The organism is Ruminococcus albus 7 = DSM 20455, assembly GCF_000179635.2.
Classification (GTDB): Bacteria; Bacillota; Clostridia; order Oscillospirales; family Ruminococcaceae; genus Hominimerdicola; species Hominimerdicola alba.
This window is the reverse complement of the sequence record NC_014824.1, coordinates 173,312-188,055: the sequence shown is the minus strand read 5'-3', so window position 1 is coordinate 188,055 and position 14,744 is coordinate 173,312. Positions and strand designations below refer to the sequence as shown.

Genomic DNA, 14,744 nt, shown 5'->3' with positions numbered 1-14,744 from the left:
GAGTAGTGTGAGTATATAATCAATGTCTTTATCAAATTGGTCGTGACGATCAGCGTAGAGAAATGAGTAATTCCCGCATCACCGGTATGCGGGGGTATTCTTATTCGACAATAATTTAGTGAGAGAAAAATGCTTTTTCATCTGTTTCTTTCCGGGAATATCCACCACGCTGATACTGCAGCCACGATGATATATGCCACTTTCGGGCAGAATCCGCCGAGGCATGACGCTAATGTATAGGTAACAATGCTGATAATGTTGCGCGGACCAAGCTTGAAGTCCTTTGCAGTTCCGTTTTCACGGGCGATGAGATATATCAGAAGGTGGATCGTCAGGCAAGCCAGCAGCATATCCAGAAAGTACAATGATACGGGAGCAAAAGCAGTTGGGTGCGCACCTATCCAGGCGGTTGTGAATGGAATGAATGACATAACGAACATCCATGCGATATTGCACCAGAGTATCGGATAATTTACAGTCTTAACATCGTGAAAAATGATGTGATGATTTACCCAGTAGATCGCCACAAACACAAAGCTGAGCAGATACGCAAGCAGTGTTGGCGCAAGATCAAAAAGATCGCTGAGCTTGTCACCCGCAGGCTGTTTTAATTCCAGAACCATGATAGTAATAATGATTGCCAGCACTCCATCGCTAAACGCTTCAAGTCTGTTTTTCTCCATAGCTGAAACCTCCTATCTCTGTTTTCACAGCCGTTATATATTATAATATGTAACTTTTATTTATTCCTTGATTTTGTCTTAATATCTTCAAGCATTGCTTCTATTTTTCCATCCTTGCCGTCTTTGCTCATGTTCTTCAGCTTAAATCCTTTTCTTTCATAGAAACCGTTCCTGATTTCGATATCCTTTTCTTCATCTATATCTACGTAGGAAAGCATACCGATGAACCTTATAGGCATAGACGGATTTTTTTTCTTTTCTTCATCTTTAAGAAAAAAACCATACTATCTAATAAGAGGGAACCGTATCCTTTCCCTCTGTAATCATAAAAAGAAACTCTGCTATGAAATTCGTCGATTCTAACTGTTGTTTCCTCTACAGAATAATCGATTGAAGCTTCTATGTAAGGAACATTGCTTTTTATCCGAAGTTCAGTTTCATGCTTGATACTATGATACATATCAGAATTGATGGCATACAATTCAATTTCTCCGCCGTTGTTTATCAGCGTATTCAAATTCAGGGGATAACTTCGCAAAGAATCACTTGAAACTTCTTTGCGTCTGTCTACCAATATTACCATTGTATCACGATCGCTTTCAGAAGTTTCACTTTTTGGTTCTTTATATTAGTAATAGTATAAAGCCTGTAATTTTTGTGAGCAGCCAATAACTCACATACCTTTTTATATGTTTGGATCGTATCAAGGTGTTCTTTCTTTTCTTCAACAAGTTTATCTACTATTTTACTTTACTATACGAACTCAACATATCGCATTGTACGGCCCATTCTGAATTTGATAATATCTTCATGTTTCTTCCTTTATCCGCAATTATACTCTTCTACGTTTCCATTAAGGTAGTCATCAAAACTCAACTGCATTTCATCTATTGAGTAGGTTTTGGATGATGTTATACTTGCTGCTCCATAGTGATAAGGAGAACTTGACGCTTTTGTTTCGTCCTGTAAACTATATCCTTTAATTTCTTCTAATATTTCCGCAGGCTTTAATGCCGGAATCTTACTGTCCCTGAAATATACAGGCTTTTTTGCTACAATAAGATCCAGTTTCATTCTTTTAGCCTGACACATCTGAACAGCATTTTCAAGGTCGGAATAATACATTTCAGAGGCGTCTCTCAGATCGGAAGGTTTTAGCTCTATTACTTTAAAGATAAATGTTATCTGTTTTATTATCTGCGCCGCTTTTATATTATCGAATTCATTACGGAGAATATATTCGATGCCGGGAACAGATAATGCAGAAATGTACCCTTCGGTCAGACCAATCTCACAGCATTTCCAGATTTTAGAAGAAACATCGAAATGCTCGGGTCGCTTACAAAGCACGTCAAGAATTGTTCCCGTATCAACTAAGATCTTCATGATCTGTCCTTTCTGCATGAATAGCCTTGTCCTCATAATCATTCTGCAGGATTCCCATAAGCGAATCAGTGAGGAAAGAAATGCTGGCATCATAGGGGATAAGTCTTGCAACTTCTTTTCCATTTTTTAGGATTATAACCTCATCCCCCTGCTGAACAGCTTGAAGATACTTACTGAAATTAAGCTGCATATCTGTGGCAGTCGCTATCATCATATGTTTTCCTCCGTTTCTTTCTCGTTCATTATACCACTTTTTTGTTGAAAAATCAACCCAATCAACGAAAATGCTATATTTTCACGCTTTTCAGCTTCCTGATGACCGTCCCAAAAAACTACTATCTGAATTGCGGTTAATTTATCAGTAGCGAGTAATTCTTAATGCGATTTTCAATCCGGGGATTGTTCGTTTTGCATAATAAAATGTTGCAATTTTTGGTTGTTTTATTTCTAAAAAAGTTCTCACAAAGTGTTAGATATGTGTTATAATATTTAAAAGTAAAATGTAATTGGAGTTTTCTGAAAAAACAGACCAACCAATTTTATATCATATCGAAAGTGAGGCATATAGAATGAGCACCAAAAAAGAACATATCCCTGAACTTCCTCGTAATGAATATACTGAAATTATTTACGATGAAACCTGTTTCGATGATCCTATCAATCCTGAAAGTGCTGAAGATGTGGCTGCGGGTATCGAACGTGCAATGAAGCTTGAAGCGCGTCCTATATTCCTTGAGGGGGTATCTGCCAGACTGACACAGCTTGGTGTGCCTTGTACCGCTGAGGACAATGAACGTATGCTCGCGGAGATCAAACGCAGATATGATGAGCTTTTAGGTTTTTCCTGTCCTCGGACTGTGAAGGAATGGATAAAAGGAACTACGCCGGGTGTCACTAACCGTAAAAACAAATATGATTTGTGCTATGCCCTTGAGATGGATTTTCAGCAGACGTTTTTTTTCTTTCAGAAGCATTTCCTCTCGTTGCCGTTTATTATCAAAGCAAAAATCGATGCTGTTTTCCTGTATTGCCTTTATCACCACAAGCCATATTCAGTAGTGACCGAATTGCTTGAGAGATCAAAAGGATTTGTTTCTCAGGAAAATGCACATACCTCAACGTCTCAAATTGCTGCTATGATATTTGATATTGACGATGATGAGAAGTTCCTGCGCTATCTCTCGGAGCATTGCTATGATAATGAGCAGCAGTTTCAGCTTGCACGTTCAATAATCAACAAAGAAATCGACGTATTAAAATCCAGGATAATTGAAGACGATTTAGCTGACATAATCTCTCCCAATAGACTTAATAGTTTGACGATAGATGCATTATTGGGTTATCGATATCAAAGTCGTGAAAAGGGACATAACGATATAAACCTTCCAAAACATTTTACCGAATCACTTCCAAACGATGTTAATCTTGGTAAGATAATAAACGGCAATAAAATCTCTTATGAAGTGCTTCGTAAAACAATGATGCTTCTTAAGCTATATAATTACTATAGGGCCGCTGAAGCCGAGGATAGAAAAGACGGATATGAACCTGACAAGTATGAAATCAATAAACGCCTGATGGATTTTTTCGAAGAGTTGAATGATACGTTGATCTCCTGCGGATTTGCACAGCTCTATGTTCGGCACCCATTCGACTGTTTGCTCCTATACTGCGCTAACTCACATGATCCGATCCTTACACTTCATCTTCTGAACGAACGGAATTGATTTTTATATTCCGTCTTTCGATAAGTGTATAATATAGGTGAAAGGAGGTCGGTGCTATGCTTAACAATGGCTACACCTTTAACGCTGACGGCAGACAGTACACGGTCATAGAACAGCTCGGCAGAGGTGCCAATACGATAGCTTACCTTGCTGAGTGCAGTCACGGCGAGCTTGTGACTAAATGTATCCTGAAAGAATACGCTCCACATAACGCTGACGATTTCGAGGTTGGAAAGGCACGTTTCATAACTTCGGGCAAGATGCAGAATTTAGTACGGCAGAAGTCTGTTCTAATCAATCAGACTCCGCCGGTGAGCCACGTTTTTGAAGCCAACGGTACGGCTTATATCGACGTTGCCTGCTATAACGGCACGACTCTCGATAAGCTCGATTCACTCACTTTACCGCAGTATATGGCAATTTGCGAGACAATTTCAAAAACTGTGGGCTATTATCACAAGTCAGGCTTTCTCTGCCTTGACCTGAAACCCGAGAACATCTTTATCCTGCAAAATGCTCCTGATGATACTATAACACAGCTTGTGGAGTTCATCGACTTTGACAGTATCCGTGATGTGAATAATGGCTGTAATACGCTGTTTTCCTACACAAGAGACTGGGCCGCCCCAGAACAGCTCAATCCCTATTCGACCGCACGTATAAGCACGGCTGCGGACATCTATACCGTCGGAGAAATAGTCTTTTATCTTCTTTTTGGCAGACACTCCAATGATACGGAGCATAGGGGCTTTTCCAGATTCCCATTTAAGGATTGCAAGCGTGAGTATCAAAAATACACGGAGCGTCCCGATATTCAGTCACTTTTTACCCGAATTTTTAGAAATACGATACGTTCCTCTGCGGTAAACCGCTTCAAAAACATGGATGAGGTCACAAAGCTCCTCGGTGAGCTTGTGGAAGTACTGAACCAAAAGGATTACATTATTCCGATACTTCCGTCTGTATCTCCTGAGTTTGTGGGCAGAGATGCAGAAATCAGGAAGATAGTAGAGAGCCTGCAAGCCAATCCTGTGCTGTATGTGACGGGTATCGGCGGTATCGGCAAGACAACGCTTATCAAGAACTATATCACAAGAAAACGCACAGAGTACGATGTTATAGCTTATCTTGAATATGACGGAGATATTCAGCATACATTCTGTGATGATATGCAGTTACAGATCAGTACGGTGTCACATCAGGACGGTGAAGCTTTGGAGGACTATTTTGCCCGTAAGCTAAAAGCTTTCAAGCGTATCTGCGGTGATAAGCGCGTTTTGTTTGTGCTTGACAACTATACGGACAAGCTCACCAAAGACCTGAGCCGTATCATCAACTGCGGATATGAAACCATTATCGCAACAAGGCAAAACCCTCCGAAAAACAGTTTTGCTGTTTTCGAAGTAAATGCCATAGCTGATACTTCAGAGCTTTTCAGGCTTGTTGCTCTGAACCTTGAACGGCAGCTCACAAAGGAAGAACGGATCTGTTTTGAAGAGATCATCACGCTTGTTCAGGGGCATACGCTTGTTTTGGAGCTTATAGCGAGGCAGATAGCAGTAGGCAGGCTCGATATCCACACGGCTCTTGACCTGATCCGTGAGAACGGATTTTCTCAGTTCTCAGAGGAAAAAGTCGGCAATATAAAGGACGGTGAGGAAGTTTACGATACGTTAGAAGATATTATCTATGTTCTGTTCGATGCAAGTGCTGTCAGCAAAGAAGCAAGACTCACGCTGAAGATACTTGCTTTACTGAACGTGAGAGGTCTGGAAACTAGCCTGATATACAAGTTTTTCCCCGATATTAAGGCTGAAACGATAGCCGATTTGTCTGAACAAGGTTGGCTTTACGAAGATAACAGAGTACGTCTGCACCCCGTTATAGCGGAAACTGTCCGCTGCTGGCAATGGTTCGGGGAAAAGGTGACTGTCATGGAGTATCATAAGCAGATGATCGACATATACGTTGGTATGGCGAATGCCGCACAGATCAAAGAAATACTGCGTTCTGCCGATAGTTACACAAGTATGCACAACCATCATATCATCAGAGGTATGTATTTTGATATGCTCGGCTGTTATTATGATACTCTGCTTGGCGGTGCTTACTATCCCGAAAATGATGAGGAAGCCGATTTACTCGAAAAGCTGATAGACTCGGCTGATAATGCTATATCCGAAATGGAGCAAGAGACTGATAAACGCAAGTGGAAGTATCTCACGGGATATTATCTTGATTTAGCAAGTATACTGATAAGGAGCGTTCCCGACTATTACGATGAAGCCGCTGAACTGCTCGACAAAGTATATGAGCTTATTGAGGATAATGAGCCTGAGATAAGCGATAATCACTGCTATTATAATATGGTGGCAGCTTGGTACTATACGCTTGCTAAGCCTGATCTTGAGGAAACACGAGAGCTGACGGAACAGGCTGAGGAGATCGCAAGACAGGTGTTCCAGACAGAATTGGAGATAATAGACATTATCCATATCCCGACAGCAAACTGTTTCTTCTATCACAATGACTTCCGTTCGGCTGCCGATAAGATAGAAGAAGCTGTGGAGATTTGCAAGAAGTATCCCGACATGATACCGTACATCGACAAGCAAGCAGAGCTGCTCAACATTCTGCTTGACATCTACATGGAAATTCAGGATACAGCAAGATGCCGTGAGCTGATCACCGAAATAGACCGTATCAACGAAACATACAAGGAACAAGGCGTTTGCCGGGAGGTATCGCCTGACAAACGAAATCAGCTATAATGCACTACCTTTTATGGCAGTCTATCCGCTTTTGTATTTGTTATATTTACGCTCCAGCTTTCCGTCAGCCCATTCGATAGAAACTACATCAAAATCGTCTATGTAAAATATCGTTGCCGTTGAATCTATCGGATAAGCGCTGGTAATGCTCTTAGTCATTCTGATCTTTTCACCGACTGTAATTGCATCTAACATCGTAGTAACCTCCTGAAATTGTGCACTTCCAATATTATACTACAGCAGATAAAAACCGTCAAGGAAAAGTTGTTATTCAAAAGGCCTTACTGTTTCTCAATATAATCAGCACAATTCGAGCAAAAACCGTCTTCAAGTTCATTTGCATTAAATAACTCGCCACAACGAATACATGTATCTAATTCGTGCTCATAACCACAAAAGTAACAGCGCCCAATTGTCAGAAATCTTTCGTTTAATGAAACTCCAAGTTTATCACATTGCTCGCAAGGAAAGTCTGCAACAAATGAATCACAACCCTTTGATTCATATTCCAATTGTTTTAGGATAGCGGGATATGGGTTAAGCTTATTAATTGCATCTATCAACTTCTCTTTGAATTCTTCTATTTCAGAATCATCATACTCTGTATTTTCGATAACTTCCATCAAACATTCTTCATTTTCAAAACCATTTCCATTGTGGAATCTAATTTCTGCAGTAAATACTTCTTTATTATTATTTTTACATATAAGAGTACATATACTTGTTCCTCCAAGAGAAGAATCAATCGAATAATCAGTGATAACTTCTACAACGGCTGTTCCATCTTCAACAACCATACATTGTACAGAAAAAGCCAAGTTGTCCATAGAAGGTAATGAAAGATCTGAAATCTCAAACCCTGTCTCTAAATGATAATGCTGATAGATGGAATCATATAAATCATTAATTACTTCATCAAACCACTCTATAATATTTTCATCATCAAGAATGTCCATTCCTGTTTCAGAAGCTAGTCTATCTCTGTAATAATCTTCTTCATCAGCTTTTGCCTCTTCTTGTTCACGATACATTTCATCCAATGCATCCCACGTTTCAATCCAGTTTACTCCTAAGAAATGAATAAGTACTTTGCTAGCAAAAGCACGCAGATTATTTTCAACATGATACGTTTTTTGAAAAGCTTCTCTGCAAAGATATTCCGATTGTTCGTCTACAAGCCATGTGCATTTACGCCAATCTAAAATCAATCTATTTTTCAGTATAATCTTTAGTTTTTCAAGATTCTTATCATAATTCTCACAATCATCAGTAAAAATTATACATTCGACCCTCGCCTCTTCTTTGTTATAAGTGTTTATAGCGAAGGAAACTTGGTATGTGGATTTCTCAGTTTTTAACTCAAATGTTTCGTTGGCAATTCTTTCTAGTTGTCCGATATAGGTGTCTTCTACAATATCTTGTAACTCTTCAACAATATCTTTGATTACAGTTTGACAGTATTCTGTCCCATGGTAATTCTCTGTTGACACATCAAATCCTAGTGTTTCATCCATTTCTTTGTGCCAGGTATACAGCAAATCCATGTTCTTTATTCCGTCTACCGAAAATTTAATTTTCATTATACAGTATAACCTTCTTAATATTTCATTACTCAATTCCTAACGCCTTAATAACCGCATCCTCCGGACTACTGTAGAACGAAATCTGGAACTTTGCAAACAGCTCTGCCGGTACGGTTGGTATATCTGCTGCGCTGCTCATCGGGATTAGAATTCTCTTTGCACCAGCATCAAAAGCAACCTGGAGTGTTGATGCAAGCTCTTCTACAGGGTTTATAGTTCCGCCTATACTCATAGAGCCGAGTACGCATAACTGAGGCAGAATAGGCTTGTCAATAGCCACACTGCAATATGCAACCAATGCAGGAAGCGAAATATTGCTGTCAAGACCTACTCCCTGACAATCCTGAATGTGCATCAGATAATCCCTGCTGTCAGTAGATATGGAAGCACTGATATGTTTAGCATTAGCTTTAAAGTAGTTTTGAGCTGTTTTTACGGATTCTTTTGTTTCCTTGGCACTCTGCATACCAGTAACATCGAATTTGCCACTGCCGTTTGTCATAGTGCTCTCAAACTTGAACAGTCCCATCATGCCGTTGGTTCCGTTAGCAACGGTATATACATGTCCTGCTTTTCCCGTTCCTTCAGGAATCAGTTTGCCGCCGCCCTGTTCGAGAACTGGAACGTTTACCTCTTCCATATTTGAATTACGGATAAACGAGAACTGTACATCATAGAACTCCATACCGCCGATTTTCTTCAGCTGCTCTTTAACCCTTCTACGTCCTTCGATAGCATATCTCAGAATCTCTTCCATGTCTTCTTCGGTATACTTTTCATCAGGGTAGATAAGCTTTGTCAGACCAGATACCATCTTTCTTACAGCGATAGTATCTCTCTGATTCAGACATCTGCCGAGTTTGAAGAATTTATCAAAGGCATCTGTTTCCGGAACCTTTCTCATTTCACGCATAAACTCTGCAAGATAATCAGAAATGAATCCGTAATTATCTGTGAAATACTCCGGACGCATCTTAGGAATTTCCCATCCCGGAATATAGCAATGCATTCTGTCAAAGAATGCGCTGTCTATCATTGCATCAGGAAACGGTTCAAACAGATGTGAAGTCTTCAAAAGATAATCCACGCTCTGATTGATATTACCTACGAACACCATTGAAGCATTAGCCTGAATAGCATCCTTACCTCTTGCAAATGAACCGGAAGCCATGTAGTCCTTCATGATCTGAACGCCGTCTTTATCTTTGAAATTGATGCCAGCTACTTCGTCAAAAGCAACTACATCCCAAAGTCCTACAAGACCAACCTGTCGTCTTCCCATGTTGTAAAACAAGTTAGCAACAGTGGTCTGTCCGCCGGAAACCAGAATAGAGTTAGTCAAAATCTTCCTGTTGAACCAAAAAACAATCTCTTCAGTAAGATGACTGAGAATCAGCAAGATGATTTCCATAGCAAATTAACCACTATGAAATCAAAGCTAACAGAAGTTGAGAATACCGATAAAAAATCTGAAGCTTGTAAAGTGTTGGCTCAAATTTTTGGGAACGACTTTCCAATCAAAGCAGACCGCAGTTATGTAGGAACATCTGAATCCGCTTGATTTTATGATAGAGAATTACATTGAACAGCTTAATCGAGATAGAAATGTAAGATTTTCTCACGTACCAGAAACTACGGATGAATTTCACGGGAAAGTATCAATTGGAACCGAGAGTCTTGAACTAAGAATAAGCTTCAACAATCACTTTCCCATGGAATTTCCTTTCTTCTATCTTGAAAACAGTAAGAGGTTTTATCCCCACGTTGATAAAGATAATAAGCTTTGTTTGTTTGAAAACTCATCTTTACTGATAAATTCTGTTGATCCGTATATTATTCTGCTCGATGCTTTCGATCGTGCAGTAGAAATACTAAGTATCGAGCCTGGTAGTACACAATACACATCAGAAATACTAAAAGAATTCAATGCTTACTGGGGAGAACGTAGCCTGTTGCAATTGCACATGGTTACTCCAAAGTATACTTTTAATTCTTTTGAGCTGCTTGACTCTGTATGCATAAATCATAAGATTGTTTTATCGGACAATAAGGAACTGTCATTATCAATTCTTGACAGCTACTTTAATGAAAGAACAGACAGTCCTTACATTATCAAAACGTATTTTATAAAACTAAGTAAATTCGTTTCCATTCCTATAAAAGACGTATATACATGGAAATGGTTAAGGCTGTTTATTCTTCAAAACACTACATCAAGTCAAAAAGCTAAGTTCAAAAAAATACTAAAAAACAAGTATAAGACTTTCCGTATATTTATCATTTTAATGATTCCAGGTATGAAAAGAGACATTCCTGTCGGTTTCAGTATAAACCGGAAAGGAAATTCTTATAAAATTCTCGAAAAAGTAAATGATAGCAAAGTAAAACCCCTTTCAATTAAAATGATTGATTATGAATATATGACACTTAAAACAGGAACCCCGTCAAATTTAAAAGATAAGCGTGTTTTATTGCTTGGATGTGGCTCAGTTGGTGGATACGTCGCCGCTAATCTTTGTCAGTCTGGATTATGCTGTATCGATATACTTGATAAAGATATTCTATATGTAGAAAATGTTCACAGACATATTCTCGGTTTCAGCGATGCCCTAAAAGAAAAAAATAAAGCAGATCTTATGTCTAATTACCTTGAAGATCATTATCCATTCGCTGAAATTGATCCTATGAATTGTGTCAATCGTGATGTTCGGGAACTATTAAAAACGCCAGAACGGTTGAAAAATTATGACTTGATTGTTTCTGCACTTGGCGAACCGACTATAAACCTTGAAATAAATAAACTGCTAATAGAGCAAAAAATATCTGTTCCTTTTGTCGTATGCTTTAATGAGCCTTATGGTATCGGAGGTCACGCAATAGCTGTAAACGTAACACAAGGCGGCTGTTTACGATGTCTATATTCAGATATACTCTCTGGTGAACTAATTTCTTTCAGTACGAGTTTTGTTAAAGAGGGTCAGAACTTTTCAAAAACTATATCTGGTTGTGCAGGAACATATGTTGAGTATTCTTCACTTGATACCCAGCAAACCGCCTTGCTAACGAGTAGACTATGTATATCCGTTTTAAAAGGAGAAACTAATACAAGCACTCTCTTATCATGGTATGGCAACTCAATAACTCTTGAAAACAATGGATTTGCTGTATCAGATTATTATAAAGCCTGTATCTCCTCTTCCAAGTATAACGGTATAGTACAAAAATCATTTGAACCAATCGAGGTGTGTCCGGTGTGCAAAATGAAGCATCAACAATAAAGGTAAAGATATCGCCAGAGGTTTATAAATCTCTTAAATCATTCCAATGCACAAATAGCTTTTCAGTCGAATATGGCGGTATTATTGTCGGATATTATGATGCTACAGAAAACACCTATGTTGTTACTGATATTACATGGCCTCAAAAAAACGATATTCAGGCAAAGTTCCGCTTCGTAAGAAAAGATCCCGCTCATCAGTCTATCATGGATGATCTCTGGGAAAAATCAGAGAGTGTTAAAAGCTATTTAGGAGAATGGCATTCACATAGAGAAAAATGTCCTTCTCCTTCATGGATTGATAAAAACAGTTGGAAGAAAAAAGCAAAGGAACAGAGGAACTACGATATATCATTCTTTATTATTGTAGGAATGGAAGAGATTCGATGCTGGTACACAAATGGAAAAGATATAATCGAAATCAAAACAGAGGTTCAGTTATAAGGAGTCTATTGTGAAAAAACTAAATAAAATTTTTAATTTCATTAAAGATAATTGTTTGCAAATTGCAGAAATAATAGTATTGATTATAGTTTGTTGCCTCCCTTATTTCATAGATATTAAAAGTATCTTTCAAAAATATTTGAGTGAAGAAGACCATCCAACTCCTGAAAATGCAATATATTATCTTACAATTGAAAAAGGAAGTTTTTTCATTTCAATTGCAATGTTTATAGCCGCGTTAATTGCCATAAGAAAATACAATCACGATAAAGAAAAAATGGCAAATCGAGCGAATTGCTATCACAACTATCCATTTATATGGTATCTGTTTTGTGCTAAGTTTTTAAACATAGAAAAATGCAACTTGATATTAGTTCCGATTTTCATGCAATTCAAATTAGTTTCCCGCTCAGTTTTTAATCAATTTCCTTTAATCGAAAGCGACTATCCGATCGAAGAGAACAAGACTATTAAAATTGACAAAAAAAGGATTGTTGCAAATATTCGTGAAGTAAATATAATCCTTGAAGATACATACCCTATTTCAAATAATCAAATACCAACAACTAAAAAGAATCTACCTACTATTAAAATAAGTAGAAATGACGGAAATGATTTTGGTAGATATTTCAATCAAGATTTCATAAAAAATATTATAAACGAAGTAAGAAAACTACCACAAGATATAACTATCAATGTTTTCGCTACTACAAATCCTATGCATACAGTAAATATTATAAGGCGAGTTTTTGTCATTGGTGATAGAGGAAATATAAAAAGGCTCTATGTTTTTCAGCAAAGAAGAACTGGAAATAGAGCATTCGAGGCAAAAGGAAGAAAGATTTACTGAAATAAGTAATCATCTTACATTACACTGTTCGCAGAGTCACTACCATAAATAAACAGAAAACACAAAACAGCGGAGGCACTTTGAACGACTCCGCTGTTAATGTTTTGGATTTGATAAATTAATCGTCTGTAATTCCGAGTCTGCAAAACAGTAAATACAGATTTCAAGGGGCATGTCATGATTGATTAATAATATTTGACACCATAAGTTCTTTAATCTTTTCTGTCATCTCTTCGTTATAACATTTATCAAAAGCAAAATTATTCGTTATTTCATTAATAGCTTTAAAGGTGTTTATTAATATTTTTAAATGTCGATTTTTATTTATTTTGAAAACTGTAGTATTATCATCTTTAGTTGACAAAATACATTCACTTCGAGATGACAGAATAGGTGTGCGTTTGCAATCTATCCTGCCAGATTACCACAAGCAATAACACCTATTTTCATATCTGTTTCATAGACTTTACATCAAAATTAAGAGGAAGCCCCAACTTATATGTTAAGGCTTCCACTTTTACTTTAGCTTCAAATGAAGCCAACTAGGATTTCCTGATACCTGTGTTTTTTCATATAAAGCACAGGTATCATATTAATATGAGCATAATGGGTAATTTCAGATACCATTTTCACTTATACGTTCATTAACACTTTGCTATTGAACGCTTCCGGTGTTGTAAACGTAGGCATCATCTTATGTAACGCTTCAAGAGCAATCTTCTCATTGTTCTTTTTAGCAGCATCACGAAGTTCTCTGAGGTCAGAAGCGAATGTTTTTTCATCAATTTCAATCTGCTTGCCTATGTAGATAAGCTTGTTTGATGTCTTCTGCATTGAGCCTGCTTTTTATTTTGGAATCCATTTTTATAACCTTGTCTGCGGCAGTGATATAATATAGTCAGAAGATAAAAACAGAGACCTTAAAGGAGGTATAACTATGAATGATATTGGAAAAGGAATGCTGCTGGTACTGCTGATACTGTATATTGCATCGCCTGTAGACCTGATGCCGATGTGTCCTATTGATGACATAATCGCAATACTTCTATATACGGCGTCTTCTAAGAAATCCAAGACAGAATAAAAAGACAGGAAATTCAATACAAAGAACGGAGGAATGACTATGAAAAACATCACATGATTATTCCGCGCTCCGGAAAACATCAATCCGCCGGAAGGAAAACATCGATACGCGGCAAGGAAAACACTAATCCGCGCAAAGAACGCAGTAATTCGCCAAAGGAACGCACTTCGTGTATAATGTAGGTAGAGGCTATGCCTCGAATCTACACGAAGGAGGCCATAAATATGGCAGACAAGATCAATGTGAAGCTTCTTTTGGAGCTTCGTAAGGCAAATATGTCGCAGAGGGCTATTGCAGCATCCAGGCATATTTCAACCAAGTCTGTGGCATCAGTATGGAAGAGGGCAGATGACCTCGGTGTCAGTTATGCTGATGTTGCAGACAAGAGTGACGATGAGGTGTATCTGCTTTTCTTCCCGGACAAGTTCAGGAAGGAAACGGTATATGAACCTGTCAATTACGAGTACGTCCACACTGAGCTGAAGAAGACCGGTGTCACTCTCAAGCTGCTTTGGCAGGAATACAAGGACGGTGTGAAAGATGGCGTTACAGTAGGATACACAAAATTCTGCGATGACTATACCAAGTATGTCGAGCAGAACGATCTCACCAACCACATCGCCCATAAGCCCGGTGTTGTATGTGAAGTGGACTGGAGCGGCAAGACGATGCGGCTTCATGATCCGGAAGAAGGTAAGGTGTATCCTGTGTATCTTTTTGTCGCAGCACTCCCGTACAGTCAGCTTGCATATGTCGAGCCCTGCCTGAATATGAACGAGCAGACATGGATCAACTGCAATATTCATATGTTTGAGTATTTCGGCGGCGTTACGCTGCGTGTCGTCTGCGACAATCTCTAATGTAAAGCTTCACATTAGAGATTTAATGTAAAGAGGATGTTAATGTAAAGTCGGCCGTTTCAATGAAAGTCTGATCGGC

14 protein-coding genes and 1 pseudogene are annotated in these 14,744 nt (G+C 38.4%); 7 read left to right on the top strand and 8 right to left on the bottom strand.

What is annotated here, in order from left to right; translation table 11 throughout:
* Positions 1-137: 137 nt before the first annotated feature.
* The 4 genes from RUMAL_RS17585 to RUMAL_RS17565 form a co-directional block, all read right to left on the bottom strand.
* A complete protein-coding gene (locus tag RUMAL_RS17585; protein WP_013483446.1) occupies positions 138-683 on the bottom strand; it encodes a TMEM175 family protein in 546 nt (181 codons plus the stop codon).
* A gap of 56 nt (positions 684-739) precedes the next feature.
* Entirely contained in the window at positions 740-922 is a 183-nt protein-coding gene (locus RUMAL_RS17580; protein WP_028504376.1) for a hypothetical protein, read from the bottom strand.
* A gap of 583 nt (positions 923-1,505) precedes the next feature.
* A complete protein-coding gene (locus RUMAL_RS17570) occupies positions 1,506-2,069 on the bottom strand; it encodes a type II toxin-antitoxin system VapC family toxin (RefSeq protein WP_013483443.1) in 564 nt (187 codons plus the stop codon).
* Positions 2,053-2,283, bottom strand: a complete 231-nt coding sequence (locus RUMAL_RS17565; protein ID WP_013483442.1) for a type II toxin-antitoxin system Phd/YefM family antitoxin — start codon at positions 2,281-2,283, stop codon at positions 2,053-2,055. Before RUMAL_RS17565 ends, RUMAL_RS17570 begins: the two co-directional genes overlap by 17 nt.
* A gap of 355 nt (positions 2,284-2,638) precedes the next feature.
* On the opposite strand from RUMAL_RS17565, the gene RUMAL_RS17560 reads away from it, so the two are divergent.
* Together RUMAL_RS17560 and RUMAL_RS17555 are read left to right on the top strand one after the other, a co-directional pair.
* Positions 2,639-3,796, top strand: coding sequence for a hypothetical protein (locus tag RUMAL_RS17560; RefSeq protein ID WP_013483441.1), 1,158 nt, complete (start codon positions 2,639-2,641; stop codon positions 3,794-3,796).
* 56 nt (positions 3,797-3,852) lie between these two features.
* Positions 3,853-6,567, top strand: a complete 2,715-nt coding sequence (locus RUMAL_RS17555; RefSeq protein ID WP_013483440.1) for a protein kinase domain-containing protein — start codon at positions 3,853-3,855, stop codon at positions 6,565-6,567.
* Between the two features lie 21 nt (positions 6,568-6,588).
* Here the strand turns inward: RUMAL_RS17555 and RUMAL_RS22185 are convergent, their stop codons facing one another.
* The 3 genes and pseudogenes from RUMAL_RS22185 to brxL form a co-directional block, all read right to left on the bottom strand.
* Positions 6,589-6,762: a hypothetical protein gene (locus RUMAL_RS22185; protein WP_013483439.1), complete on the bottom strand. Its 174-nt coding sequence runs from the start codon at positions 6,760-6,762 to the stop codon at positions 6,589-6,591.
* Positions 6,763-6,848: 86 nt separating this feature from the next.
* Complete coding sequence (locus RUMAL_RS17550; protein ID WP_013483438.1) at positions 6,849-8,147, bottom strand: hypothetical protein; 1,299 nt, start codon at positions 8,145-8,147, stop codon at positions 6,849-6,851.
* Between the two features lie 28 nt (positions 8,148-8,175).
* Positions 8,176-9,501: pseudogene (gene brxL / locus RUMAL_RS17545) on the bottom strand (protease Lon-related BREX system protein BrxL); the annotation flags it as partial.
* Between the two features lie 214 nt (positions 9,502-9,715).
* Between brxL and RUMAL_RS17540 the strand changes: the two are divergent.
* The 3 genes from RUMAL_RS17540 to RUMAL_RS17530 are packed head-to-tail and all read left to right on the top strand — an operon-like array spanning position 9,716 to position 12,721.
* A complete protein-coding gene (locus RUMAL_RS17540; protein ID WP_013483437.1) occupies positions 9,716-11,428 on the top strand; it encodes a ThiF family adenylyltransferase in 1,713 nt (570 codons plus the stop codon).
* A complete protein-coding gene (locus RUMAL_RS17535) occupies positions 11,404-11,871 on the top strand; it encodes a Mov34/MPN/PAD-1 family protein (RefSeq protein ID WP_013483436.1) in 468 nt (155 codons plus the stop codon). Before RUMAL_RS17540 ends, RUMAL_RS17535 begins: the two co-directional genes overlap by 25 nt.
* A 10-nt stretch (positions 11,872-11,881) precedes the next feature.
* On the top strand, positions 11,882-12,721 hold the full coding sequence (locus tag RUMAL_RS17530; RefSeq protein ID WP_013483435.1) for a hypothetical protein: 840 nt from the start codon (positions 11,882-11,884) through the stop codon (positions 12,719-12,721).
* A 633-nt stretch (positions 12,722-13,354) separates the two neighbouring features.
* On the opposite strand, the gene RUMAL_RS17520 is transcribed toward RUMAL_RS17530, so the two are convergent.
* The gene (locus RUMAL_RS17520) at positions 13,355-13,555 is read right to left on the bottom strand and encodes a hypothetical protein (protein ID WP_028504372.1); all 201 of its coding nucleotides are present in this window, start codon (positions 13,553-13,555) and stop codon (positions 13,355-13,357) included.
* Positions 13,556-13,658: 103 nt separating this feature from the next.
* Here RUMAL_RS17520 and RUMAL_RS21950 point away from each other — a divergent pair, with 103 nt between their 5' ends.
* Positions 13,659-13,805, top strand: a complete 147-nt coding sequence (locus tag RUMAL_RS21950) for a hypothetical protein (protein ID WP_013483434.1) — start codon at positions 13,659-13,661, stop codon at positions 13,803-13,805.
* Between the two features lie 224 nt (positions 13,806-14,029).
* Positions 14,030-14,665 (top strand): hypothetical protein, encoded by a 636-nt coding sequence (locus RUMAL_RS17515; RefSeq protein ID WP_242837751.1) that lies wholly within the window; start codon positions 14,030-14,032, stop codon positions 14,663-14,665.
* The last annotated feature ends 79 nt before the right edge of the window (positions 14,666-14,744 follow it).

Bases quoted from the DNA above. Each gene is read 5' to 3' on its own strand.
- RUMAL_RS17555 (WP_013483440.1), top strand. From the start codon at position 3,853: ATGCTTAACAATGGCTACACCTTTAACGCTGACGGCAGACAGTACACG.
- RUMAL_RS17560 (WP_013483441.1), top strand. From the start codon at position 2,639: ATGAGCACCAAAAAAGAACATATCCCTGAACTTCCTCGTAATGAATAT.
- RUMAL_RS22185 (WP_013483439.1), bottom strand. From the start codon at position 6,762: ATGTTAGATGCAATTACAGTCGGTGAAAAGATCAGAATGACTAAGAGC.
- RUMAL_RS17520 (WP_028504372.1), bottom strand. From the start codon at position 13,555: ATGCAGAAGACATCAAACAAGCTTATCTACATAGGCAAGCAGATTGAA.
- RUMAL_RS17550 (WP_013483438.1), bottom strand. From the start codon at position 8,147: ATGAAAATTAAATTTTCGGTAGACGGAATAAAGAACATGGATTTGCTG.
- RUMAL_RS17565 (WP_013483442.1), bottom strand. From the start codon at position 2,283: ATGATGATAGCGACTGCCACAGATATGCAGCTTAATTTCAGTAAGTAT.
- RUMAL_RS17580 (WP_028504376.1), bottom strand. From the start codon at position 922: ATGCCTATAAGGTTCATCGGTATGCTTTCCTACGTAGATATAGATGAA.
- RUMAL_RS17570 (WP_013483443.1), bottom strand. From the start codon at position 2,069: ATGAAGATCTTAGTTGATACGGGAACAATTCTTGACGTGCTTTGTAAG.
- RUMAL_RS17585 (WP_013483446.1), bottom strand. From the start codon at position 683: ATGGAGAAAAACAGACTTGAAGCGTTTAGCGATGGAGTGCTGGCAATC.
- RUMAL_RS17540 (WP_013483437.1), top strand. From the start codon at position 9,716: ATGATAGAGAATTACATTGAACAGCTTAATCGAGATAGAAATGTAAGA.
- RUMAL_RS17515 (WP_242837751.1), top strand. From the start codon at position 14,030: ATGGCAGACAAGATCAATGTGAAGCTTCTTTTGGAGCTTCGTAAGGCA.
- RUMAL_RS21950 (WP_013483434.1), top strand. From the start codon at position 13,659: ATGAATGATATTGGAAAAGGAATGCTGCTGGTACTGCTGATACTGTAT.